27 protein-coding genes are annotated in these 23,853 nt (G+C 71.1%); 10 read left to right on the top strand and 17 right to left on the bottom strand.

Annotated features, from left to right (window positions below; translation table 11 throughout):
- The first annotated feature begins 4 nt into the window (after positions 1–4).
- Positions 5–430 (top strand): D-aminoacyl-tRNA deacylase, encoded by a 426-nt coding sequence (gene dtd, locus OG852_RS25745; RefSeq protein ID WP_133911908.1) that lies wholly within the window; start codon positions 5–7, stop codon positions 428–430.
- A 101-nt stretch (positions 431–531) separates the two neighbouring features.
- Here the strand turns inward: dtd and ygfZ are convergent, their stop codons facing one another.
- The 6 genes from ygfZ to OG852_RS25715 all read right to left on the bottom strand — a co-directional run bounded on the left by ygfZ (position 532) and on the right by OG852_RS25715 (position 6,168).
- Positions 532–1,497: a CAF17-like 4Fe-4S cluster assembly/insertion protein YgfZ gene (ygfZ, locus tag OG852_RS25740; protein WP_133911907.1), complete on the bottom strand. Its 966-nt coding sequence runs from the start codon at positions 1,495–1,497 to the stop codon at positions 532–534.
- Positions 1,498–1,506: 9 nt separating this feature from the next.
- On the bottom strand, positions 1,507–1,947 hold the full coding sequence (locus OG852_RS25735) for a Fur family transcriptional regulator (protein WP_133911906.1): 441 nt from the start codon (positions 1,945–1,947) through the stop codon (positions 1,507–1,509).
- 46 nt (positions 1,948–1,993) lie between these two features.
- On the bottom strand, positions 1,994–2,569 hold the full coding sequence (locus OG852_RS25730; protein WP_133911905.1) for an FABP family protein: 576 nt from the start codon (positions 2,567–2,569) through the stop codon (positions 1,994–1,996).
- A gap of 223 nt (positions 2,570–2,792) precedes the next feature.
- Positions 2,793–4,565: a hypothetical protein gene (locus tag OG852_RS25725; protein WP_330349067.1), complete on the bottom strand. Its 1,773-nt coding sequence runs from the start codon at positions 4,563–4,565 to the stop codon at positions 2,793–2,795.
- On the bottom strand, positions 4,562–5,440 hold the full coding sequence (locus tag OG852_RS25720) for a hypothetical protein (RefSeq protein WP_330349066.1): 879 nt from the start codon (positions 5,438–5,440) through the stop codon (positions 4,562–4,564). Before OG852_RS25720 ends, OG852_RS25725 begins: the two co-directional genes overlap by 4 nt.
- Positions 5,437–6,168 (bottom strand): hypothetical protein, encoded by a 732-nt coding sequence (locus OG852_RS25715; protein WP_166663504.1) that lies wholly within the window; start codon positions 6,166–6,168, stop codon positions 5,437–5,439. The genes OG852_RS25720 and OG852_RS25715 overlap by 4 nt, the downstream gene beginning before the upstream one ends.
- A gap of 124 nt (positions 6,169–6,292) precedes the next feature.
- Here OG852_RS25715 and OG852_RS25710 point away from each other — a divergent pair, with 124 nt between their 5' ends.
- Entirely contained in the window at positions 6,293–6,655 is a 363-nt protein-coding gene (locus OG852_RS25710; RefSeq protein WP_133911904.1) for a DsrE family protein, read from the top strand.
- A gap of 42 nt (positions 6,656–6,697) precedes the next feature.
- Here OG852_RS25710 and OG852_RS25705 read toward each other — a convergent pair whose 3' ends face one another.
- The 8 genes from OG852_RS25705 to OG852_RS25675 all read right to left on the bottom strand — a co-directional run bounded on the left by OG852_RS25705 (position 6,698) and on the right by OG852_RS25675 (position 11,883).
- On the bottom strand, positions 6,698–6,958 hold the full coding sequence (locus tag OG852_RS25705; protein WP_133911903.1) for a DUF3099 domain-containing protein: 261 nt from the start codon (positions 6,956–6,958) through the stop codon (positions 6,698–6,700).
- Between the two features lie 159 nt (positions 6,959–7,117).
- On the bottom strand, positions 7,118–7,405 hold the full coding sequence (locus OG852_RS25700) for a DUF1416 domain-containing protein (RefSeq protein WP_020122955.1): 288 nt from the start codon (positions 7,403–7,405) through the stop codon (positions 7,118–7,120).
- A 68-nt stretch (positions 7,406–7,473) separates the two neighbouring features.
- Positions 7,474–8,313: a sulfurtransferase gene (locus OG852_RS25695; protein WP_133911902.1), complete on the bottom strand. Its 840-nt coding sequence runs from the start codon at positions 8,311–8,313 to the stop codon at positions 7,474–7,476.
- A 140-nt stretch (positions 8,314–8,453) separates the two neighbouring features.
- Positions 8,454–8,534: a putative leader peptide gene (locus tag OG852_RS51030; protein WP_443064656.1), complete on the bottom strand. Its 81-nt coding sequence runs from the start codon at positions 8,532–8,534 to the stop codon at positions 8,454–8,456.
- Positions 8,535–8,756: 222 nt separating this feature from the next.
- Positions 8,757–9,494: an LmeA family phospholipid-binding protein gene (locus OG852_RS25690; RefSeq protein WP_330349065.1), complete on the bottom strand. Its 738-nt coding sequence runs from the start codon at positions 9,492–9,494 to the stop codon at positions 8,757–8,759.
- A gap of 102 nt (positions 9,495–9,596) precedes the next feature.
- Entirely contained in the window at positions 9,597–10,739 is a 1,143-nt protein-coding gene (locus OG852_RS25685) for a hypothetical protein (RefSeq protein WP_133911900.1), read from the bottom strand.
- Between the two features lie 2 nt (positions 10,740–10,741).
- The gene (locus OG852_RS25680) at positions 10,742–10,996 is read right to left on the bottom strand and encodes a MoaD/ThiS family protein (RefSeq protein ID WP_330349064.1); all 255 of its coding nucleotides are present in this window, start codon (positions 10,994–10,996) and stop codon (positions 10,742–10,744) included.
- 50 nt (positions 10,997–11,046) lie between these two features.
- Complete coding sequence (locus tag OG852_RS25675; protein WP_330349063.1) at positions 11,047–11,883, bottom strand: alpha/beta hydrolase; 837 nt, start codon at positions 11,881–11,883, stop codon at positions 11,047–11,049.
- A 183-nt stretch (positions 11,884–12,066) separates the two neighbouring features.
- Here OG852_RS25675 and OG852_RS25670 point away from each other — a divergent pair, with 183 nt between their 5' ends.
- From OG852_RS25670 to OG852_RS25635, 8 genes are all read left to right on the top strand, one after another.
- On the top strand, positions 12,067–12,846 hold the full coding sequence (locus tag OG852_RS25670; RefSeq protein WP_330349062.1) for a winged helix-turn-helix transcriptional regulator: 780 nt from the start codon (positions 12,067–12,069) through the stop codon (positions 12,844–12,846).
- Positions 12,847–12,972: 126 nt separating this feature from the next.
- Entirely contained in the window at positions 12,973–13,995 is a 1,023-nt protein-coding gene (locus tag OG852_RS25665; RefSeq protein ID WP_133911896.1) for a LacI family DNA-binding transcriptional regulator, read from the top strand.
- A 131-nt stretch (positions 13,996–14,126) separates the two neighbouring features.
- Positions 14,127–15,296, top strand: coding sequence for a S1C family serine protease (locus OG852_RS25660; RefSeq protein ID WP_133911895.1), 1,170 nt, complete (start codon positions 14,127–14,129; stop codon positions 15,294–15,296).
- A 29-nt stretch (positions 15,297–15,325) separates the two neighbouring features.
- A complete protein-coding gene (locus tag OG852_RS25655) occupies positions 15,326–15,541 on the top strand; it encodes a hypothetical protein (RefSeq protein WP_330349061.1) in 216 nt (71 codons plus the stop codon).
- Positions 15,542–15,638: 97 nt separating this feature from the next.
- The gene (locus OG852_RS25650; RefSeq protein WP_133911893.1) at positions 15,639–16,376 is read left to right on the top strand and encodes a response regulator transcription factor; all 738 of its coding nucleotides are present in this window, start codon (positions 15,639–15,641) and stop codon (positions 16,374–16,376) included.
- Positions 16,373–17,836: a HAMP domain-containing sensor histidine kinase gene (locus tag OG852_RS25645; protein WP_330349060.1), complete on the top strand. Its 1,464-nt coding sequence runs from the start codon at positions 16,373–16,375 to the stop codon at positions 17,834–17,836. Before OG852_RS25650 ends, OG852_RS25645 begins: the two co-directional genes overlap by 4 nt.
- A gap of 116 nt (positions 17,837–17,952) precedes the next feature.
- The gene (locus OG852_RS25640) at positions 17,953–20,055 is read left to right on the top strand and encodes a pectinesterase family protein (protein ID WP_330349059.1); all 2,103 of its coding nucleotides are present in this window, start codon (positions 17,953–17,955) and stop codon (positions 20,053–20,055) included.
- Positions 20,056–20,116: 61 nt separating this feature from the next.
- On the top strand, positions 20,117–20,872 hold the full coding sequence (locus OG852_RS25635) for a response regulator transcription factor (RefSeq protein WP_133911890.1): 756 nt from the start codon (positions 20,117–20,119) through the stop codon (positions 20,870–20,872).
- A gap of 23 nt (positions 20,873–20,895) precedes the next feature.
- On the opposite strand, the gene OG852_RS25630 is transcribed toward OG852_RS25635, so the two are convergent.
- The 3 genes from OG852_RS25630 to OG852_RS25620 all read right to left on the bottom strand — a co-directional run bounded on the left by OG852_RS25630 (position 20,896) and on the right by OG852_RS25620 (position 23,851).
- Complete coding sequence (locus OG852_RS25630) at positions 20,896–21,864, bottom strand: hypothetical protein (RefSeq protein WP_330349058.1); 969 nt, start codon at positions 21,862–21,864, stop codon at positions 20,896–20,898.
- Positions 21,865–21,959: 95 nt separating this feature from the next.
- The gene (locus OG852_RS25625) at positions 21,960–23,177 is read right to left on the bottom strand and encodes an ABC transporter permease (RefSeq protein ID WP_330349057.1); all 1,218 of its coding nucleotides are present in this window, start codon (positions 23,175–23,177) and stop codon (positions 21,960–21,962) included.
- The gene (locus tag OG852_RS25620) at positions 23,174–23,851 is read right to left on the bottom strand and encodes an ABC transporter ATP-binding protein (RefSeq protein WP_330349056.1); all 678 of its coding nucleotides are present in this window, start codon (positions 23,849–23,851) and stop codon (positions 23,174–23,176) included. Before OG852_RS25620 ends, OG852_RS25625 begins: the two co-directional genes overlap by 4 nt.
- Positions 23,852–23,853 lie beyond the last annotated feature (2 nt).

Genomic DNA, 23,853 nt, shown 5'->3' with positions numbered 1-23,853 from the left:
CCGTATGCGAGCTGTGGTGCAGAGGGTGGACGGCGCGAGTGTCGTCGTCGACGGGGAGACGGTCGGGGAGATCACCGGCGAGGGGCTGTGCGTGCTGGTGGGGGTGACGCACGACGACACCGAGGAGAAGGCCGCCCAGCTCGCCCGCAAACTGTGGTCGGTCCGGATGCTGCACGACGAGAAGTCGTGCAGCGACATCGACGCCCCGCTGCTGGTGATCAGTCAGTTCACCCTGTACGGCGACGCGCGCAAGGGCAGGCGGCCGACCTGGAACGCCGCCGCGCCCGGGCCGGTCGCCGAGCCCCTCGTCGAGGAGGTCGTGGCACAGCTGCGGGGGCTCGGTGCCACGGTCGCGACGGGACGGTTCGGCGCGCGGATGCGGGTGTCCCTGACGAACGACGGACCCTTCACCGTCCTCATCGAGGTCTAGGACATCGAGGTCTGGGGCTTCGAGGTCTGGGACATCGAGGTCTGGGACATCGAGGTCTGGGGCTTCGAGGTCTGGGGCATCGGGGTACAGGCCCCGACGGCCTAGGGCTCGACCACGATTTCCTGGGCCGCCGCCGTCGTGTCCGCCATCAGCGGGGCGTCCAGCGGGACGTTCCGCTTGACCAGGGCCAGGGCCACCGGGCCCAGTTCGTGGTGGCGTACCGAGGTGGTGATGAAGCCGATCTTGCGGCCGTCGGCCGCCTCGTCGGCGACCCGGAGCTCGGTGCCGTGGGGCGGGAGGTGGACCTCACTGCCGTCGAGGTGGAGGAAGACCAGCCGGCGGGGCGGCTTGCCCAGGTTCTGGACGCGGGCGACCGTCTCCTGACCGCGGTAGCAGCCCTTCTGGAGATGCACCGCCGTACCGATCCAGCCCAGCTCGTGCGGGATGGTGCGGTGGTCGGTCTCGAAGCCGACGCGGGGGCGGTGCTGCTCGACGCGCAGCGCCTCGTGCGCCAGGATGCCGGCCGCGGGGCCCGCCTTCTCCGCGTACGCCTCGAGGTCCTCGCGCGGGAGGAAGAGGTCACGGCCGTACGGGGTCTCGCGTACGACGACGCCGTCCGGCACCTCGGTGATCGAGCCCGCGGGGAGGTGGACGACGGCGGTGTCGGCGGTGCGGTCGGCGACCTCGACCCGGTAGAAGAACTTCATCGACTCCAGGTAGGCGAGCAGCGCCTCCTGGGTGCCCGGCTCGACATGGGCCCAGACCGTGGTGCCGTCGTCGACGAGGTACAGCGCGTGCTCGATGTGGCCGTGCGCGGAGAGGATCAGCGCCTCGGTGGCCTGGCCGGCCGGGAGGTCGGTGACGTGCTGGGTGAGCAGGAGGTGCAGCCAGCTCAGGCGGTCGTCACCGGTGACGGTGACGACTCCGCGGTGCGAGAGGTCGACGAAGCCGGTGCCGTCGGCGAGGGCGCGCTGCTCGCGGAACAGGTCACCGTAGTGGGCGGCGACACCTTCGTCCACGCCCTCGGCGGGGACGGCGCCGGGCAGGGTCAGCAGAGGGCTCTTCATACGCTAAGCCTACGACTCGGTAATTGAACTCTTGGCGGTCGAGCAGTCCTTGCAGCGGCCGAAGATCGCGAAATGCTTCATGTCCGTCTCGAAGCCGAAGGTGTCCCGCAGCTTGGCCGTGAACTCGGCGGCCACCTTCACATCCGCCTCGATGACGTTCTCGCAGTCCCGGCAGACCAGGTGGATGTGGTGGTGCCGGTCGGCGAGGTGATACGTCGGCGCGCCGTGCCCGAGATGGGCGTGGCTGACCAGGCCCAGCTCCTCCAGGAGCTCCAGGGTCCGGTAGACGGTGGAAATGTTGACCCCCGACGCCGTCTTCTTCACTTCCGTGAGGATGTCGTCGGGGGTCGCGTGCTCAAGGGTGTCCACGGCTTCCAGCACGAGTTGCCGCTGCGGCGTCAGCCGGTAGCCGCGCTGCCTGAGGTCGCTCTTCCAGTCGGTGCTCACCACACTGGAAGTCTAGAACCACGGAGAAGCGCGCGGGCCTGGCGGAGACCTACTTGAAGAAGGCGATGCCGTCGTCCGGGAGATCGTCCGGGAGGGCCTTGGCCCAGCGCTCGACCTCCTCCGGGGTGACGACCTTCTTCAGGTGGGCCGACATGTAGGGGCGCAGCTCGACCTCGGGGGTCTGCTTCTCGCCGACCCACATCAGGTCGCTCTTGACGTAGCCGTAGAGCCGCTTGCCGCCGCTGTAGGGGCGGGAGGCGGACGTGCGGGCGACGGCGTCCGTGACCAGGTCGATCTGCGGCTTCTTGTCCGCCATCTCGCCGTACCAGATCTCGATGACGCCGTCGTCGCGGGTCATCGTCACCTCGACCTTGCGGGAGTCGTCGATCCGCCAGAAGCCGGACTCGGACTCCAGGGGACGGACCTTGTTGCCGTCGTTGTCGAGGACCCAGGTGTGGGACCGGTACTCCAGGAAGTCACGGCCGTCGTGGGTGAAGGTGACCTCCTGCCCGAAGTTGCACTTCTGCGCACCGGGGAAGTCGTGCACGCCGGCGCCCGCCCACGTGCCCAGCAGGAAGGCGAGCGGGACGAGGTCCTTGTGGAGGTCGGACGGGATCTCGATCATGGTTGACAGTTCCTGGATCGGTCGGTCAGCGCTGGCCCTGGTACAGCTTCTTCACGGTCAGGGCGGCGAAGGCGAGGACACCGACACAGACCAGGACCAGCAGGGTTTCGAAGAAGATCTCCACGGGGTGCTCCTCGGATGAGCGGGGTTGGTTCCGTACGTACACAAGGCCGGTCCCCAAGCTTACGCGGCCGGGGACCGGCCCTCGGTGTGAGGTGGACCCTCACTCCAGGAGCTGGCTCTGGAGGACCACCGTCTGCTGGTGGGGGATCGCGGGCATGGTGCCCTTCCCCGTCTGCACGATCATCGCGAGGACGTCACCCGCGCTCAGGTACGCGAGACGGACCTGCTCGCCGCCGTACGGCTTCGTCTCCGTGTACGGGGTCAGCGTGATGTTCTTCGACTGCGGGGCCAGCGGGAAGTCCTCGTCCCGTTCGTAGGCCTCGGCGCCGCGTACCGGGTAGACCGGGGCGTCGTAGGTGGTGAAGACGTCGTCGAGGACCTGTTCGGTGACGGCGACCGAGCCGAATCTCAGCAGGTAGACGCGGGTGCTGGTGCCGTCGGGGGTGGTCCAGCCGCGGGCCGCGATGTGGCGCAGGCCGGCGTCGACGAGCTTGTCCTCGATGTCGCCGCGACGGGTGTCCTCGAACTCCTTCAGGAAGTCCTTCGTCGCCAGCCAGCCGTCGGAGCCGGCCAGCGCCTTGTCCTCCTTCGCGCCGACGGGGGCGGGCAGGACGAGGGCGCGCAGGTCGGCGTAGTGGGCCCCCGAGTGGTTCGCCTTGGCGAAGGGGGCGGGGCTGCCGGAGGGCAGGGGCGGCCTGGTGAGCGTGGGGTACGCCCAGCGGCCGTCCGACTCCGTCTGCAGACCCGGTACGTCCGTGCGCTCCATCGCCGCGATGCCGTACGCCGTCGACGCACCGACCGCCGCGAAGACGGCCACGGCGGCTGTCCACCGCAGGGCGGCCCGCAGCAGGGGACGCCGCGCCCCGGGCCCACCCGGGGCCGCGCCGTCACGGGCGCCGTCGTCGGACGTGGGTGCTCCCAGCGGCGCACCGGCGACCGCAACCGCGTACGGCTCCGCCGCCGCCTGGCCAACCGCACCTTCAGCCCTGGTGGCTGGCGCGTGGGCCGCCGCGTCAGGCGAATCCGCCGCCTGCGACGCAGCCGCCTCCCCGGTGGCGCCCACGGCACCAGAACCGACCCCGGCCCGCGCCGCCGCCTCCCCGGGGACGCCCCCCGCATCCGAGGGAACCCCGGCCTCCGCCGTCTCCGCCGTCTCCGGGGCCTTGGACATCGACACGGTCGGCTTCGCCGTGGTGACCGGTGTCGGGGTTCCCGGAACCGGCGCCGCGTCGGGGGCAGCCGACTCCGCGACGCCGACCCCGTCACCGGCCGGCCCCACGCCACCCGAGGACTCCCCGGCATCGGCGGTCTCCGCCGCCGCGCTCTCCACCGTCTCCCGGATCTCCTTGGTCTCCACGGGCGCCGCGGCCTCCGCGCTGTCCGCCGCCTCCGCGGCCTCACCGGGCGCCGCGATGTCCGCCGACACCGCGGCCTCACCCGGCGCCGCGGCCTCCGCCGCCTCCGAGATCTGCGCGCTCTCCACCGTCTCCCGGATCTCCTTGGTCTCCACGGGCGCCGCGGCCTCCGCGCTGTCCGCCGCCTCCGCGGCCTCACCGGGCGCCGCGATGTCCGCCGCCTCCGCGATCTGAGGGCTCTCCACCGTCTCCAGGATCTCCATGGTCTCCGCGGGCGCCGCGACCTCCGCGCTGTCCGCCGCCTCACCGGGCGCCGCGGCCTCCGCGCTCTCCGCCGCCTCACCGGGCGCCGCGGCCTCCGCGCTCTCCGCCGACCCGGCGATCTTCGCCGCCTCCGGGATCTCCGCGCTCTCCGCCGACCCGGCGATCTTCGCCGCCTCCGGGATCTCCGCGCTCTCCACAGTCTCCGCCGGTGCGGTGGTCGAAGCCGGGGGTCTTGGGGTCTGGTCGTCGGTCATACCGTCTCCCCCGGTTCCGCGATGCGGTCGAGTTGTTCGCCAAGGAGCAAGGCGACTCCCTTGGTGTCGAGTGGTTTGACGGCCTCGGCGGTCAGGCTGACGAGGACCTCGCCGACGTACGCCGAGCAGAACATGCCCTCGAGGTCGGAGTCGGCGTCCTTGGGCGGCAGGAAGCACTTCGCGTTCTTGTGGCCCTTGATCGCCGGACCCTTGCGGAAGACGTCGAGGGCGTCGAGGAACTCGCCCTGGAAGGTCGCGATGTCGCGCACCGCCGCCTTGTTGTCCATCTGGGACAGCGTGATGCCGACGGAGTAGACGCCCTCGTTGGTGTCGAGGGCGCTGGTCTCCTCGCTGAGGTAGCTGCGCATCGCCATGCCCTTGATGCGCTGCTTGTCGATCTGCTGCTCCAGCCGCTTGCGCTGCGAGCGCGGCAGATCCTTCAGCGCCTCCTTGCGCAACCCGGCCGCCCGCGCCCCGCTGAGCTGGGCGTCCGCCCCGAACTCGCCGATGTCCGGCCCCCGGGTGAACCCCTCCGTGCCGTACGGGACGAGCATCCCGGCGAGTCCACCGCCGCTCCCGCCCGGCCCCTGCGACCGGTCCGCGTCCGGCGTCTCCTTCGGGAACTTCCAGACCGGCGCCCCGGCGTCCCGGTCGGCGTCCCGCACGGTGACGACCGTGAGGCCGACCCCCGCCACCAGCGCCCCGGCCAGCACCAGGGAACCCGCGACGGCCACGGCCCGCCGCCGGCGCCTGCGCCGCGCGACAGGGTCGACCGGCTCGACAGGGGCCGTGATCAGTTCCGGGCCGACCGGTTCCACGGGGCCCACCGAGCCGGCCGTCCCGGCCGTCCCGGCCTCGTACTCCTGCTCGCTCACAGCCGCTCCATCTGCCGCTCGGCCAGGTCCATGATCTTCTTCTTGGAGATCGACCTGGACCCGTAGACCCAGATCTCCATGGCGACGTCACCGCGCCAGGCGTGCGCCTCCGCGCTGTAGAGCGGCAGGTACCCGGCCTCGGTCTTCGGCTTGTGGTGGACGTACGCCATGCCCGTACCGGTACCGGCGATCGGCCAGCTGTCGGTGGAGCCCTCCTTCTCCGCCCAGTACTGGCCGTTGTCGCAGTAGTCGGCTGCCGCGACCGTCTCCTCCTGCCGGAACTGCACGAGCCGCAGCTCCACCGTGTACGCGCTGCCCTCTTCCCAGCCGGTGACGGCGACCCGGCGGAACTCGTTGCCGACGAGGTCGCCGAAGATCTCCTCCGGCTTCTCGTAGGAGTCGGCGTAGGCGGCCAGGTCCAGCCAGCCGTCCTGGCCCTCCAGCCAGTCGCCGTCCTTGGCGCCCTTCGGCTTCGTCAGCAGCAGCTTGCGCAGGTCGCCGTCGGTCCTCACCTGACGGTCCCGCGCCGCCGACAGCGGCTCCGGCGCGGGCCCCTTGGCCTGCGGCATCGTCGGCTGCGACAGCGAGGGCAGCTTCGTCGGCTCCCGGTCGGCCTGGATCAGGTAGCCGGCGCAGGTCCCGGCCACCAGACCGAGCACCACCGCCCCGGCGATCAGCAGCGTCGTACGCCCTCGCCGCCGCGCGGGCACCTGCGGTCCGTCGGGCACCGCACCCTCCACGCGTTCTCCCACAACGTCCCCCTCAGAACGTGAAGCGCGCCTTCCGTAAGCGCTTCACAGGAGACCCATGGTCAGCACAGGTAGTTGTAAAGGAGTTGATTACGATTCGGGCATGGCGAAGAAGCTCGTGATCAAGGTGACCGCGGGGGCCGATGCCCCCGAGCGGTGCTCGCAGGCGTTCACGGTCGCGGCGGTGGCCGTGGCCAGTGGGGTCGAGGTGTCGCTGTGGCTGACCGGGGAATCCGCGTGGTTCGCGCTGCCGGGCAGGGCGGCCGAGTTCGAGTTGCCGCACGCCGCCCCGCTGCCCGACCTGATCGAGTCCGTGCTGGCCGGCGGGCGACTCACGCTGTGCACGCAGTGCGCGGCCCGGCGCGACATCACGGAGAAGGACGTCCTCGACGGCGTACGGATCGCGGGCGCGCAGGTGTTCGTCCAGGAGGCGCTGGCCGACGACACCCAGGCCCTCGTCTACTGATGCCCACTGATACCTGCTGATGCTACTGATGGCTGCTGACGGCTAAGGGCGGCGCTTCTTGCCGTCCAGTTCGTCCCACCACTCGTCGGACTTCGGGTCGCCCGACGGATCGTCCCACCAACGGTCCTCCGGGCCGCGCCGGTTGGCGACCATCGCGGCGAGCGGTGGGATGACCATGGCCACCAGGCACATGCCGACCGCCGCGGGCACCGACCAGATGCGCACCACTCCCCAGGCCAGGACGAACAGGCCGATGCAGGTGCCCATCATGGCGAAGTAGACGTGACGCCGGCGTGCGTACATGCCTCCAGCGTAGGTCCGGAAACGGCTGAGGGCCGTACCTCGGGAGTGCCCCGGGGTACGGCCCTCGGCCGTGGAAGGCGTCCGTCACAGACCGCCCGAGCCCAGCGGTCCTCCGACCGCGCTGCGGACCGCGATACGGCCGCGGATCAGACCGGCGGATCAGACCGCGATCGCGACCTCCGCGAGCCCGCCCTGCTGGGCGACGACCGTGCGGTCGGCGGTGGCGCCGGGAACGAGGGCGCGGACGGTCCAGGTGCCCTCGGCCGCGTAGAAGCGGAACTGGCCCGTGGCGGAGGTGGGGACCTCCGCGGTGAACTCACCGGTCGAGTCGAGCAGACGGACGTATCCGACCACCGGCTCGCCGTCGCGGGTCACCTGGCCCTGGATCGTGGTCTCACCGGGCTTGATCGTCGAGGCGTCCGGGCCGCCGGCCTTCGCTCCACACATGTCTTTCTCCATCGGGGTCTGACCGGACGGAAGGAAGGCCGGTCGGTCGGGTTTGCGGGCTGGGTGGGTTACTTGTTGGCGCCGAGCTCGATCGGCACGCCGACCAGGGAGCCGTACTCGGTCCAGGAGCCGTCGTAGTTCTTGACGTTCTCGACACCGAGCAGCTCGTGCAGGACGAACCAGGTCAGGGCCGAGCGCTCGCCGATACGGCAGTAGGCGATGGTGTCCTTGGCGAGGTCGACCTGCTCCTCGGCGTAGAGCTCCTTGAGCTCGTCGTCCGACTTGAAGGTGCCGTCGTCGTTGGCGTTCTTCGACCACGGGATGTTGCGGGCGCTCGGGACGTGACCCGGACGCTGCGACTGCTCCTGCGGCAGGTGGGCCGGGGCGAGCAGCTTGCCGGAGAACTCGTCGGGCGAGCGGACGTCGACCAGGTTCTGCGAGCCGATCGCGGCGACGACGTCGTCACGGAAGGCACGGATGGCCGTGTTCTGCGGCTTGGCGGTGTAGGTGGTCTCGGCGCGCACCGGGACCTCCTCGACCAGCTCGCGGGCGTCCAGCTCCCACTTCTTGCGGCCGCCGTCGAGAAGCTTGACGTTCTCGTGGCCGTACAGCTTGAAGTACCAGTACGCGTACGACGCGAACCAGTTGTTGTTGCCGCCGTAGAGGATCACCAGGGTGTCGTTGCCGATGCCCTTCGCCGAGAGGAGCTTCTCGAAGCCCTCCTGGTCGATGAAGTCACGGCGGACCGGGTCCTGGAGGTCCTTGGTCCAGTCGATCCGGATGGCGTTGCGGATGTGGTTCTTCTCGTAGGCCGACGTGTCCTCGTCGACCTCGACGATGGCGATGTCGGCGTTGTCGAGATTGGCCTCGACCCAGTCGGCGTCGACCAGGACGTCGCTGCGGCTCATGCTCGTTCTCCTCCGGGGCAGTTGCGGCGGGGGTGTGCAAGAAAGAGGGGTGCGCGGCCGGGTCTCGCCGGCGGCCGGCGCACGGATGCCCTCGGTTCGAGGGCGCCGGGAGGCGCGGAAGGCCGGCGGCGCTTCCGCTGTCAGAGAGTGCGACAGAGCATGGCGGCGACGCGGCACAGGTCGACTGCCCGCCGCTTCGTGAGATCCGCCTGTCGCTTCATCATGCGGTCGATCGTAGGGACGCACAGGCGGGCGTGTCACCAGTGGGCCGGATGGTGAGATGCGATCGTCCGGATTTCGAGACGGAAGCACAGCCCGGGCCGCCCGGGCGGACTTCCGGGCCCGGGTAGCCGTCGTCACATCTACGGTACGGACGGCGGCGTCTCGCCTGTCGGACAGGGGGTGTGCGGCACCGGGGGTGCGCCCGCGCGGCCGGAGGGGTATTACCCCGCAAGACGGACGTTCGAACCCTTCACGGTGATCTCCACACCGTTCTTCCCCGCCTGCACCCTGTCGAGCTGGATACCGCCGGGCAGCCCCTCGATCTTCTGCTGGAAGTCGGTGACGGTGCGGACCTCGTTCTCGGCGGCCGTCACCCCGCGGAAGTCGGGCAGCGAGTCGGCGTGCACCCGCACGGTGTCGCCCTCGACGGCGACCGTGCTCAGCACCGAGACGGGCTCCTTCAGCTTCACGCCCAGGACGGTCGCCTCCACGGTGACCTTGATCTTGCCGCCGCCCCCGTCGGACAGCCCGATGACCTTGGCGGTGAGGCCGGGCGCGACCCGGGTCTCCTCGGACTTGGCGGTCTTCAGCAGCTCGTCGTAGGCGATGGACGCCGTACCGGAGGCCGTGGTGGCGGTGGCGGAGCTGTAGTCGCCGGAGAACTCGACGCCCTTCATGTCGGCCTTGAGGTCGTCGATGCGGATGGTCCCGCCGTTGGTGCCCGTGTCGGCCTCGTAGTCCTTCATGCCGACCTCGACGTCGTCCAGCGAGCCGCCGGCCAGCTGGGTGAGGAAGGGGAAGCCCTTGATGGACACGTCCGGGGTGGTCGCGAGGCCCTCGGTGGTCTTCAGCTTGTCCGCGGCCTCACCCTCGGCGAAGTGGACGGCCAGACGGTCCGCGAGGACGAACAGGCCGCCGAGCACGACGACGAGGATCAGCAGTATTCGGAGCGCTCGCATGAAGATGTCCCCCGGGTTCCGGTCGCTTTCCGCCCACCGTAACCCTGGGGACAACAGGATCCCCGCAATTGTCGATCGGCTGTGACAAGCCTCCCCCGACTACTACCCGAGGGCCCGCCCCAGCACGTACACCGCCGGGGCGGAGGCCGCGAGCGGCAGGGCGACGCCCGCCGTGAAGTGGACGAAGCGGGAGGGGTAGTCGTAACTGGCGACCCGGTGGCCGATCAGCGCGCACCCCGCGGCGCCGGCGCCGAGCAGCGCGCCCTGGGCGCCCATCCCGGTCATCCCGCCGACGGCGATGCCCGCGCCCGCGGCGGCGAGCAGGGACACGACGACGGAGGCCGGGGTCGGCAGCGGCAGGGCGCGGGCCAGGACGGCGACCGCGACGGCCGCGGTGCCCACGGTCACCGCGTCGGGATCCGCGCCGAGGTGGCCGGTCGCGAGGATCGCCAGCGCGGCGGAGGCGACGGTGGCCATCAGGCCGTACATCCGCTCGTCGGGGTCGGCGTGCGAGCGGAGCTGGAGGACCAGGCAGAGCAGCACCCAGACGCCCAGCGTGCCGAGGATCGCGGCGGGCGCGTTCTCCCGGCCGGCGACGAGCAGCGCCGCGTCCGAGACGAGCGCGCCGAGGAAGGCGAGCGCGATGCCCTGCCGGGCCGGCCACATGCCGTTCAGCCGGAACCAGCCCGCCGCCGTCACGGCCTGAAGGAGGACGAGCGGCACGAGCAGGGCGAACTCCCCGACGGCCGCCGCGCCGGACAGCAGCAGCCCGAGCAGCGCGGTGAGCGCGGCGGGCTGCATCCCGGGCTCGATGACCGGCGAACGCCCCTCGAGCCGGGCCCGCTGGGCATCGGTGATCCGTGCGTTCCCGGCGAGGGTGGCGGGCCCGTAGGAGGGGGCCTCACCGGGCGCAACGCCGCCTTGGGCAGTCGTCCCGCCGGGGCCGGAGGGGTGGGCAAGGCCCGCAGCACCGGGCGCCGGGTAGCCGGGGTTCACGGCACCGGCACCGGCAACAGCACCGGGCGCCGGGTAACCGGGGTTCACGGCACCGGCACCGGGTGCCGGATACGCCGGGTTCGCGGTGACCGGCGGCTGCACGCTGGTTTCCCAGGTCTGCCCCTGCCACTGCTGCGTGTACTGAAGGTGCGCCTGCGGATCCTCGTACCCCTGCTGCTGCGCGGGCCAGCCCTGCTGGTCGTACCCCTCGTACCCGGGGTACTGCTGATACGGCTGCTGGTCGGTCATCCTCACCCTCCTGCGAACGGCGGGAGCACCTCGACCGTGCCGCCGTCGGCCAGCCGTACCGTCTCATGTGCGCGGGTGCCCACGGGATCACCGTCGATCAGGAACGAGCACCGCCGCAGCACACGCACGAGTTCGCCGGGGTGTCGCGCACGCGCGGCGTCGAGGGCGTCGGCGAGGGTGTCCGCGTCGAACGGCTCCTCGTCGACCCCCGCCGCGGCCTTCGCGGCCGCCCAGTAGCGCACCGTGACCTTTGGCATTCGCGTTCCTTCTCGGATCGGTTGTGTTCGATCGATTCGTATGGTTCAGGCTAGCCCGCCCGTGCCACCGCCCAGTCCCCGATCCGGGCCAGCAGGGTGTCGTCGGCCGCGTGTTCGGCGTGGCCCATGCCGGGTTCCAGCCAGAGTTCGCCGTGCTCACCGGCGGCCTCCGCGAGCATCCGGGGATGGTCGAGGGGGAAGTAGCCGTCGCGGTCGCCGTGGACGATCAGCAGCGGCACGGGCGCGATCCCCGGGACCGCCTCGGTCGGAGACAGGGGTATGGGGTCCCAGTCACGGTGGTGGATCCGGGTGCGGAAGCCCCAGCGGCCGAGCAGCCGGCCCTCGGGACGGGTGATCAGCCAGTGCACCCGGCGCATCGGGACGGTGCCCCGGTAGTACCAGCGGGCGGGCGCGCTGACGGAGACGACGGCGTCCACCCCCTTGTGCAGGGCCGCGTGCCGGAGCACGACCGAGCCGCCCATGGAGAAGCCGACGGTCACCACACGCGTGTGCCCGAGCGAGCGGGCCCACTCCACGGCGGCCTCGAGGTCCAGCACCTCCTTGTCGCCGACCGTCGAACGCCCGCCGGAGCGTCCGTGGCCGCGGAAGGAGAAGGTGACGACGGCCCCGTACCGCGCGAAGGCGTCCGCCACCCGGCGGACGTGCGGGCGGTCGGCGTCGCCGGTGAAGCCGTGCGCGATCACGAACACGGGGTGAACACCGGATGACGGCGAACCGTTGTATACGACCGCTCCCGGGTTGTATACGGAATCGATCGGAATACCGTCGACGGTGGGCAGAAACGTCCGCAAAGGTGTGCGGGTGCCCGTCTCGCAGTTCGGACGAACGGTGGAACGCGCCACATGACCTGCCCCGCTGTTGCTCATGTGGGCTATTCTGCTGGGCAGAGGACTCGGGCAGCGTAGCCCCCGGGTCCTTTTGTGCTTTCGGAAGCGTTGTATACGAAGCGGGAAACTACAGGTGACCGCCGGTGTACGGGGCCTTCGGGATCGCAGAGCAGTGCCGTACTGCACCCATGTCCTCGCAGGGACCGAGGAGGAACCAGACGTATGAGTTCTCTGCTGCTCCTGACCAATGCCCTCCAGCCCTCGACAGAAGTGCTGCCGGCCCTCGGCCTGCTGCTGCACAACGTGCGCGTGGCACCGGCGGAAGGACCCGCGCTCGTCGACACCCCCGGCGCCGACGTCATCCTGATCGACGGCCGCCGGGACCTGCCGCAGGTGCGCAGCCTGTGCCAGCTGCTGCGCTCGACCGGCCCGGGCTGTCCGCTGATCCTCGTCGTCACCGAGGGCGGCCTCGCCGCCGTCACCGCCGACTGGGGCATCGACGACGTCCTCCTCGACACCGCCGGCCCGGCGGAGGTGGAGGCCCGGCTGCGGCTCGCCATGGGCCGGCAGCAGATCGTCGCCGACGACTCCCCGATGGAGATCCGCAACGGCGATCTGTCGGTGGACGAGGCGACGTACAGCGCGAAGCTGAAGGGTCGGGTCCTCGACCTGACCTTCAAGGAGTTCGAGCTGCTGAAATACCTGGCGCAGCACCCCGGCCGGGTGTTCACGCGCGCACAGCTCCTCCAGGAGGTGTGGGGATACGACTACTTCGGTGGCACCCGTACCGTCGATGTGCACGTACGACGGCTCCGCGCCAAGCTCGGGCCGGAGCACGAGTCGCTGATCGGCACCGTCCGGAACGTGGGTTATCGATTCGTTACGCCTGAGAAGGCTGAGCGTGGTGGTGACGACGCGAAGGCCAAGGCCGGTCGGGTAAACGCGGATGATTCGGACAACGCGGACGCCATGGACGCCGAAGAGGTCGCGGCGGACGTGTAGTACTCGCCGGTACCGTTCGGTTACCCATCGGTACCGGCCCGGATCCGCTCGGCGGAGGCATCGCTTCCGCACAGGGACGTGACGTACGCCCTGCCCAGAGCGGGTCCATCCGCGTAGACTCCGCGCGTGGCCAAGGTGACTCGGGACGACGTCGCACGACTGGCGGGGACCTCCACCGCCGTCGTCAGCTACGTCATCAACAACGGACCCCGGCCGGTCGCCCCGGCCACGCGCGAGCGTGTCCTCGCCGCGATCAAGGAACTGGGGTACCGGCCCGACCGGGTCGCCCAGGCGATGGCGTCCCGGCGCACGGACCTCATAGGCCTGATCATCCCGGACGCCCGTCAGCCCTTCTTCGGCGAGATGGCACACGCGGTCGAGCAGGCCGCCTCCGAGCGCGGCAAGATGGTCCTCGTCGGCAACACCGACTACGTCGCCGAGCGCGAGGTCCACTATCTGCGGGCGTTCCTCGGGATGCGGGTCTCCGGGCTGATCCTCGTCAGCCACGCGCTCAACGACCTGGCCGCCGCCGAGATCGAGGCCTGGGACGCCCGGGTGGTGCTGCTGCACGAGCGGCCCGAGGCGATCGACGACGTCGCCGTCGTCACCGACGACCTGGGCGGCGCCCGGATCGCCGTCCGGCACCTCCTGGAGCACGGCTACCCCTACGTCGCCTGCATGGGCGGCACCGCCGAGACCCCCTCCGTCGGCGACCCGGTCTCCGACCACGTCGAGGGCTGGCGGCAGGCCATGGCCGAGGCCGGCATCAGCACCGAGGGCCGGCTGTTCGAGGCGCCGTACAACCGCTACGACGCCTACCGCGTCGCCCTGGATCTGCTCTCCGGCCCCGACCGGCCGCCCGCGATCTTCTGCTCCACCGACGACCAGGCGATCGGCCTGCTGCGCGCGGCCCGCGAGCTGCGCATCGACGTACCCGGCGAGCTGGCCGTCATCGGCTTCGACGACATCAAGGAAGCCGCCCTCGCCGACCCGCCCATGACAACGATCGCTTCGGACCGCTCGGCGATGGCCCGCGCGGCGGTGGACCTGGTCCTGGACGACGGCGTCCGCGTGACGGGCACCCGCCGGGAACGCCTCAAGCAGTTCCCGTCCCGCCTGGTGACCAGGCGCTCCTGCGGCTGCGCCTGAGGAGTATGAGAGGTCTCTGAGAGACCCGCGCCGGCTGCCTGTTCCCGCTTTATATCGGGCATACGAGGTTCTGGCGGCCTTCTCAGGGAGCACTCAGGGAGCTCTCATGGTCGCGGGACAAGCTTCTTTCCATGACCGAGAGCATCCGCCGCAGCGGCGAGTACGAGAACTTCGACACCCCTTACCAGGGCGCCCAGCAGCACGCTTCCTCCCCCGTCAACCCGGAGTGGCCGCCCCCGCCGGCGTACGAGCCGGTGCGGCAGCCCGTGCCTCAGGGCGCGTACCAGCAGCCGGTCGTCGAGCCCACCGCGGTGTGGCAGACGCCGGCGCAGGCCTCCGCCGGCGGGGACGGCAGCGGCGGCGGAACCGCTCTCCTCACCCCCGTGGCCGCCGAGCCCGCGCCCGACGCCCCCGCCGCGAAGAAGAGGCGCACCCGCGGCCCGCTGGCCCTCCTCGCCGCCGTCGCGATCGTCGCCGCGGCCATCGGAGGCGGCACGGCGTACGGCATCCAGGAGCTGACCGGCAAGAACGAGGTGGTCTCCTCCTCCACCACGACCAGCGTGGTGCCCTCCAGCAAGACCGGTGACGTCGCCTCGATAGCCGCCGCGGTCAGCCCGAGCGTGGTCGAGATCAACGCCACCCTCAGCAACGGCACCTCCACCGGCTCCGGCGTGATCATCACCGGCGACGGCGAGATCGTCACCAACAACCACGTCATCTCCGGCGCGGACTCGATCAAGGTGACGACCAGCGACGGCAAGACCTACACCGCGAAGGTCGTCGGCACCGACAGCAAGAAGGACCTCGCGCTGATCAAGCTGGAGAACGCCTCCGGCCTCAAGGCGGCGACCCTCGGCGACTCCGACGGGGTCCAGGTCGGCGACGAGGTCGTGGCGATCGGCTCCCCCGAGGGCCTGACCGGCACGGTGACCAGCGGTATCGTCTCCGCGCTCAACCGTGACGTGACCGTCTCGACGGACGAGAGCCAGCAACAGCAGCAACAGGGCGGCGGCAGCGGGCAGTGGCCGTTCGAGTTCGGCGGCCAGCAGTTCAACGGCGACACCGGCTCCTCGACCACCACCTACAAGGCGCTCCAGACGGACGCCTCCCTCAACCCCGGCAACTCCGGCGGCGCGCTCATCGACGCGCGCGGCAACATCGTCGGCATCAACTCCGCGATGTACTCCGCGGCCTCGTCCTCCTCCTCGGACGCCGGCAGCGTCGGCCTCGGCTTCGCCATCCCGATCAACACCGTCAAGTCCGACCTGGCCGCCCTGCGGGCCGGCGGCTCCGACAGCTGAACATCCACCGAGCCAGTAGGGAGCACGTCATGATCAAGCAGGTTTCGCACACGGTGACCGGCGTCGGCGCGGCCGACCTCGCCCTGGCCCTCGACGTGGCGTACGAGCTGCACGAGCCGGTGGAGCAGACGGTCGTCCGGGCCCCCGAGGTGGCGGCCCCGCAGATGATGGGCCTGCGCACCCCCGCCACCCGCCCGCACCGCCGCAAGGTCCCGCTGAACCGCCTCACGGCGATGCGCGGCTGACCTCACGCAGCCCCACTCTTTACGCACGGACCGGGAAGCATGCGAGGCTGAAGCCGCTGTCTCCCGCCCGTCCCACCGCACCCGAGGATCCACGCCCATGAGCCCCGCCGAAGGCGACCGTGACACCCAGCGCATCCTGATCGTCGACGACGAGCCGGCGGTGCGCGAAGCACTCCAGCGCAGCCTCGCCTTCGAGGGCTACGACACGGAGGTCGCCGTCGACGGCGCCGACGCCCTGGACAAGGCGACGGCCTACCGCCCCGACCTGGTCGTCCTCGACATCCAGATGCCCCGCATGGACGGCCTCACCGCCGCCCGCCGCATCCGGGGTGCCGGCGACACCACCCCCATCCTCATGCTCACGGCCCGCGACACGGTCGGCGACCGTGTCACCGGCCTGGACGCGGGCGCCGACGACTACCTGGTCAAGCCGTTCGAACTGGACGAGCTGTTCGCCCGCGTCCGCGCGCTGCTGCGCCGCAGCTCCTACGCGGCGGCGGCCGGCGCGGCGGCCGTGGAGGAGGACGAGGCGCTCACCTTCGGCGACCTGCGGATGGACCTCGCGACCCGGGAGGTCACCCGGGGCGGGCGGCCTGTGGAGCTGACCCGTACGGAGTTCACCCTCCTGGAGATGTTCATGGCGCATCCGCGCCAGGTCCTCACCCGTGAGCAGATCCTGAAGGCGGTCTGGGGCTTCGACTTCGAGCCGTCGTCCAACTCCCTGGACGTGTACGTCATGTACCTGCGCCGCAAGACCGAGGCGGCCGGCGAGCCGCGCCTCGTGCACACCGTGCGCGGTGTCGGGTACGTGCTCCGACAGGGCGGCGCGGAGTGAACAAGCTGGTGCGACGGTTCCGGACCCTTCCCATTCGGGCCCGGCTGTCCATGCTGGTCGCTGCCGCTGTGGCGTTCGCGGTGGCGGCGGTTTCGGTGACGTGCTGGTTCATCGTGCAGGGGAAGTTGTACGAGGAGCTGAACGCCGATCTGAAGTCGAGTGTCGAGCGCGCGCAGCCCGCGAACCAGGTGTTCGCCGCCCTCGACACGTGTGCCCAGTCGCAGTCCGACGCTTTTCCCTTCGGCCCGCGTTTCAAGGGCTACTCCCAACTGGTCCAGTCGAGCGGCAAGGCCTGCATCTACGGCAGCTCCGAATCCCTCGTGAAGGTCGCCGGCAACGACAAGACCGTGGCCAAGAACGGCGAGCCCGGCACCCTGTACTTCCGCAACGGCGTGGACAGCGACGGCAACGCGGTCCGCATCGTGACCACCGCCCTCGTGGTGAACAGCGACAACGGCGCGGGGGTCGTCAACAACGTCGCCCTCCAGGTCGCCATCCCGCTGAAGAGCACCCAGTCCACCCTCAACGAACTCGCCCTGATCCTCCTCCTCGTCTCCGGCGTCGGAGTGCTCGGCGCAGGCGCAGCCGGTCTCGCCGTAGCCCGCGCAGGTCTCCGCCCCGTCGACAAGCTCACCGAGGCCGTCGAACACGTCGCCCGCACCGACGACTTGAGCACCCGTATCCCCGTAGAGGACGACGCCGAGGACGAGATCGCCCGGCTCTCCCGTTCCTTCAACTCGATGACCGCCTCCCTCGCCAACTCCCGCGAGCTCCAGCAGCAGCTGATCGCGGACGCCGGACACGAACTCCGCACCCCCCTCACCTCACTCCGCACGAACATAGAGCTCCTCACCCGCAGCGAGGAGACCGGCCGCCCCATCCCCGCCGCCGACCGAAAGGCGCTGCTCGCGAGTGTGAAGGCGCAGATGACGGAGCTCGCCTCCCTCATCGGCGACCTCCAGGAGCTCTCCCGCTCGGAGGGCCAGCGCGGCGAACGCGTCCAGGTGGTCGCCCTGGAGGACACGGTCGAGGCGGCCCTGCGCCGCGCACGCCTGCGCGGCCCCGAGCTGACGATCAACGCCCACCTGGAGCCCTGGTTCACCCGGGCGGAGCCCGCCGCGCTGGAGCGTGCGGTCGTCAACATCCTGGACAACGCGGTGAAGTTCAGCCCCGAGGGCGGCACGATCGACGTCCAGCTGACGCACGGCAAACTGACCGTCCGCGACCACGGCCCCGGCATCCCCGAGGACGAACTCCCCCACGTCTTCGACCGCTTCTGGCGCTCCCCCAGCGCCCGCGCCCTCCCCGGCTCCGGTCTCGGCCTCTCCATCGTCGCCCGCACGGTCGAACAGGCCGGCGGCAACGTCACCCTGGCCCGCGCCCACGGCGGCGGCACGGTGGCGACCGTACGCCTGCCGGGCGCCCCGACACCTCCCCCCGAGGCACACGAGACGCCGTAGGCAGCGGCCCTGCTCCGCGAATTTCCCTCCGTACGGCAACCTTTCCGTCCCAGGCGGCGACCAACCCGCGACCCGCACCCCCCACGGGTGGTCCCCTCCTGGAACGGACACCGCAGATGAGTGAAGCCCGCCGCGCGCCCCGCACCGGCTCACAGCCCCGTCACCGCAAGCGCCGGACCGCACTCGCCGCGGGCATCCCGCTCGCGCTGACCGCGGCCGGCACCCTCGCGTACGGCACGGACCTGGGCCTGTTCGGCGCCGACGCGCAGACCAAGGCGTCGGCGGCCACCACCGCGCCCGCCTGGGCCACCGCCACCGCCGACGGTTTCGCCTCGGTCGACGCGCTGGGCCAGAAGGGGACGTACGGCGGCCGGGACGGCAAGACGGTCACCGTGAAGACCCTCGCCGACCTGGAGAAGTACGCGACCGCCACCGAGCCGTACGTCATCGTCGTCGCCGCGACGATCAACATGGACCCGGTCGGCAAGGAGATCAAGGTCCAGTCGAACAAGACGATCATCGGCTCCGGGACGGCGGGGCAGATCGTCGGCGGCGGCTTCTTCCTCGGCCAGGGCGTCCACAACGTGATCATCCGGAACCTGACGATCCGGGACGCGTACCAGGGTGTCTGGAACGACAAGGAACACGACTACGACGGCATCCAGATGGACGGCGCCCACCACGTCTGGATCGACCACAACGACATCCGTCACATGGCTGACGGTCTGATCGACAGCCGCAAGGACACCACCTACCTGACCGTCTCCTGGAACAGGCTCAGCCAGGAGAACAAGGCCTTCGGCATCGGCTGGACGGACAACGTCACCGCGGACATCACCATCCACCACAACTGGATCCGCGAGACCGAGCAGCGCAACCCGTCCACGGACAACGTCGCCCACGCGCACCTCTACAACAACTTCCTGGAGGACGTGGCGGGCACGGAGATCAAGTCGTCGTACGGCAACTACGCGCGCGGCAGGACCAACATGATCCTGGAGAACTCCTCCTTCCAGGGCCTGACCAACCCCGTCGTCCGCGACGCCACCGCCACCCTCGTCCAGCGCGGCAACGTGTTCTCCGGGACGACGGGCAAGAACGAGAGCGGCGGTTCGGGCGCGGCCTGGGACCCCAGGAAGTACTACGCGTACACCCTGGACAAGACGGCCGACGTCCCCTCGCTCCTCAGGTCCGGCGCCGGCCCCCGCAGCACCCTCGGGACGACCACGGCCACGAGCACGGGCACCGTCAAGTCGGCGGCGGCCACGACCCTCACCGTCGCCGCCGACGGCACCGGCCAGTACAGGACGGTCCAGGCCGCCGTGGACGCCGTACCGGCGAACAACACCTCGCGGGTCGTCATCTCCGTGAAGCCGGGGACGTACCGCGAGGTCGTGAAGGTCCCCGCGAACAAGCCGCACGTCACCATCCAGGGCAGCGGCGGCAGCCGCAAGGACACCACGATCGTCTACGGCAACGCGGCCGGCATGACCAGGCCCGACGGTTCGGGGACGTACGGCACCCCCGGCAGCGCCACCGTCTCCGTCCTCTCGGACGACTCCCAGGTCCGCAACCTCACCGTCACCAACGACTTCGACGAGTCCAAGCACCAGGACATCGCCAACCAGGCGGTGGCCCTGCTCACCCAGGCCGACCGGATCGTGCTCGACGGGGTCATCGTCAACGGCGACCAGGACACCCTGGAGATGGAGAGCGCCGCCAAGGACAAGGTCGGCCGGGTCTACATCAGCAACTCCTACATCACCGGCAACGTCGACTTCATCTTCGGCCGGGCCACCGCCGTCATCGACAAGTCCGTCATCACGCTGAAGAAGCGCTGGAACGGCACGAGCGCCGGCTATGTCACGGCCCCCAGCACCGCCGCGGGCCGCAAGGGCATCCTGATCAACCGCTCGACCGTCAACGGAGACGTGACCTCGGTCTCCTTCTTCCTCGGCCGCAACTGGCACCCGGGCGGCGACACCACGGTCGACCCGCAGACCACGGTCCGCAACACCACCCTCGGCGCGGCGATCAAGTCCACCCCCTGGTCCGACATGGGCGGCTTCTCCTGGAAGGACGACCGCTTCGCCGAGTACAAGAACACCGGCGCCGGCGCGGGCGCCGCGAGCAGCAACCGTCCGCAGCTGACCGATGCCCAGGCCGCCGACCAGGAGGTTTCCGACTGGCTCGGCGACTGGACGCCGTCGGCCTCCTGATCCCAGCCCAGCCACACCCCTCTGCCAGCTCAGCCACAGCCCTCCGCCCCACCGTGAAGGAATGGTGCATCAGACGGTGAGGGGAACGGAAGCGGGCACGACGACGAACGCGGCGGGCAGGATCCTGCTCGCCGACGACGACGCGGACATCAGGGAGGGCATCGGCAGACTGCTCAGGTTCGAGGGCTACGAGACCGTCCTCGCCGACGACGGACGGCTCGCCCTCGACCTGATCGCGGCCCCCGGCGGCGCACCCGACCTGGTCCTGATGGACGTCACCATGCCGGGCCTCGACGGCCTGGCCGCCACCCGCCGCATCCGTGCCTCCGGCTCCACGGTCCCGATCCTCATGATCACCGGCCGGGACGCGGTCGGCGACCGGATCGTCGCCCTGGACAACGGCGCCGACGACTACCTGATGAAACCCTTCGCCGTGGAGGAACTCCTCGCCCGCGTCCGCGCCCTCCTGCGCCGGGCCACCCGCCGCACCCCTTCCCCACCGCCCCCCTCTCCCCCCGACACCCTCGTCTTCCACGACGTCGTCATGACCCACTCCACCCGCACGGTCACCCGCGCGGGCCACCCCCTGGACCTCACCCGCACCGAGTACACCCTGCTCGAATACCTCCTCCGCAACCCCGCGAAGGTCCTCACCCGCGCCCAGATCCTCCACGACGTCTGGGGCTTCGACTTCGAACCCACCTCCAACACCCTCGACGTCTACGTCATGTACCTCCGCCGAAAACTGGAAACCACCGGCCACCCCCGCCTGATCCAGACGGTACGGGGGCTGGGGTACATACTGCGCGAGGGATGAACGGCCGCCGGGTGCGGACCGGTTCAGGGGGCGAGCAGAGTTCCCGGCAGGGCGAACCGCCGACGTCCGCCCGTGCCGAGATCCACCCTGGTCACCGTGGACTCGGAGAAGAGCAGCCACCCGGCCGGATCGGCTGCGAGCGCCTGCGACGCGGCCAGGCCCCCGATCCGGGCACGGCGCCGCTCACCGCCGCCGACGGTGTCGATCTCGACGAGTTCGGTGTCGCCCCCGGCTGCCACGGCGATCACCACCGTCGTGCCACGGGCGGCCACTGCGTCCACCCGCCCACCGGTGACGGAGACCGTCGTCGCGCCGGCGGTCCGGGTCACGGCGGCCCGGACGGCGCCCCCGTCCGAGGGCCGGGCCCGCACGACCACCGGACGGCCGCCCGGGCAGGCGAGCCCCGTGACGTCCGGCCCCGCCGAGCCGGCCACGGCCCGCACCCGACCACTCCGCAGATCCGCGACGGTCACCCCGGCCTCACCGCCCAGGCAGACCGTGTCGGAGCCGGTGTCGGAGGCGACGAGCCCGACGGTGCCGGCCACGCTCAACCTCCGTCGCACGGACCAGTCCCCGGGGTCCCTGACCAGCACGCTCGAGTGCCCGCCGGGAAGGTCCGGCAGCCCGGCCACCTCGGCCACCCGCGTCCGGGCGGGCAGCACCAGCCGCAGCCGGGTGTCCCCCGCCATCCCGTCGAGGACGTGATCGGTACGGTTCACCAGGTACCGCCGGTCCGGCCCGCCGCTCCGGCGGGGCACGGTCACCAGCCAGCGCCCGTCCCCGAGCCGGACCAGCCGCGGAGCGACCGCGTCGGTGTCGTCGGCCTGCTGCGGTACGACCGCGAGGCTCTCCGCCCTCGCCCGCTCCCCGTCGATCCCCACCACCGTCACCAGCCCGTCCACCCTGACCAGCGCGAACGTCGAGGCCCCCGCCCAGTCGTGGCCCAGCTCCACCCCGCCCGGCCCGGAGCACGCCGCGACCGGACCGACCATCGCGAGAAGACCGAGCGCGGAGAGAAGACCGGCCGTCCTTCTCCGTCCCGTACACGGCCGAGGCCGCTGGGCCCGCGCTTCCGCCGCCACCGCTCTCACCAGTCCTTCATCGCGTCCGTCGGGGACATCCGCGCGGCTCTGCGGGCCGGCCCCAGGGCACCGCCCGCCACGACCAGCACCGTGAGCACCACGAGGGTGAGCAGGGTTCCGGCCGTCGGCAGCGGTACCCGGCCGGTCGTGTACGGGGCGAGGTCCGCGCTGCGCCGCAGCAGGGCCGCGCCGACGGCGCCGAACAGGGCCCCGAGGGCCGTGCCGGCCAGGGCGGCGACCGCACCGGCGAGGGCCATCTCCGTGACCAGCAGGATCAGCACACTCCTGGTACGGAACCCGACCGCCTTGAGGACGCCGATCTCCTGGGCCCGCTGCCGCGCCAGCGCACCCGTCACCGTCACCGCGCCCGCGAACGCCAGCACTCCGAGAACACCGAGCAGGACCTGGCCGGCCAACTCCACCAGGTGGAGCACGCCGGGCAGCGCGTCGAGCTGCTGGCGCAGGGTGACCGCCGGATAGCCGAGGCTTTGGACCGACTTCATGACGCCGGGGACGTCGGCCGCCGCCCGCGCGACGACGGTGAGCTGGTCGTAGCCGACGGTGCTCAGGTACCGGTCGGCCGGCTCCCCCGCCCGGTCCGCCGCCCAGGTCACGACGTCCGGGTCGGCGGCGTACGCGGCGTCCGGGCCGTCGAGCTGCCAGGCCGGGTCGTAGACACCGACGAGACGCGCGTGCCGGGTGACACCGACGCCCTCACCGGGCCGTACGTAACGGGTGGTCTCGATCTCGATGTCCTGGCCGAGCCTTTGGCCCAGGTCGGCGCCCTGGGATGTCGCCGGTACGACGATCTCGCCCGGCCGGAGCGGGAAGAGGGCCTTGCGCACGGACCCGGTGACGGGCGGCGGCAGGGCCGCCCGATGTGTGGTCGCGTACAGGAGGATCGCGTCCCCGGTCTCCGTCCGCACGCTGAACGAGACCTGCGCGCGGTGCTGCACCGACTCCACATGGGGAAGCTCTGCCAGTCGTGCGGCCGTGGCATCGGTCAACTGCGGGGTGCCGGGGCGGCCGTCGGGCCGGTCGACGGTGATGCTGCGGTTGGCGGCGCTCTCCTTGACCCCCGAGTCGGCGGCGCCCTGCGCCCGGTCGGCGATACCCAGCGCGCCGAGGCAGACGGCACCGGTGACGGAGACCAGCGCGACCAGCCCGTACAACCGCCGCCGCAGCGCACGGACGTTGGCCACGGCCAGGGCGAAGACGTTCACGCGGTGCTCCTCTCGGTGGCCGTCGCGCCCTCGCCCAGCCGGTGCACCACGTCCGCCGCCTGCGAGACGACCGGATTGTGCGTCACGAGCACGATCGCCCGGCCCTCGTCCGCGAGTTCGCGGAACAGGCCGAGCAGTACGTCCTCGCTCGCCTCGTCGAGGTTCCCGGTCGGCTCGTCGGCCAGGACGACGGGCGGGTCGTTGACCAGGGCGCGGGCCAGGGCGACGCGTTGCTGCTCGCCGCCGGACAGCTCACCGGGCAGATGCCCGGCCCGCTCGGCGAGACCGACCCGGGCGAGCAGCGCACGCGCGCGTGCCTCCCCCGCGGAGCGGCGGCCGGTGTACGGCAGGAGGACGTTGCGCAGGGCAGAGTGCTGGGGCAGCAGGTTGTACGACTGGAAGACGAAGCCGAGTCGGGAGCGGCGCAGGTCGGCGAGGGCGCCGTCGCCGAGCCCGGAGGTGTCGACGTCCTGCACGAACACCGTGCCCCGGTCCGGCGTCGTCAGCAGACCGAGGATGTGCAGCAGGGTGGTCTTGCCCGATCCGGAACGGCCGACGAGTGCCGTGACCTGCCCTCCTCGGACGTCGAGATCGACCTCGCGCAGGACGTCGACGTGACGTCCGCGCAGGGCGTACGACTTGCTCACGCCCCGCGCCCGCAGCAGTTCACCCATCG

This window comes from Streptomyces sp. NBC_00582, from assembly GCF_036345155.1.
Classification (GTDB): domain Bacteria; phylum Actinomycetota; class Actinomycetes; order Streptomycetales; family Streptomycetaceae; genus Streptomyces.
The sequence above is the reverse complement of the archived record's forward strand: the minus strand, read 5'-3'. Positions and strand labels throughout refer to the sequence as shown.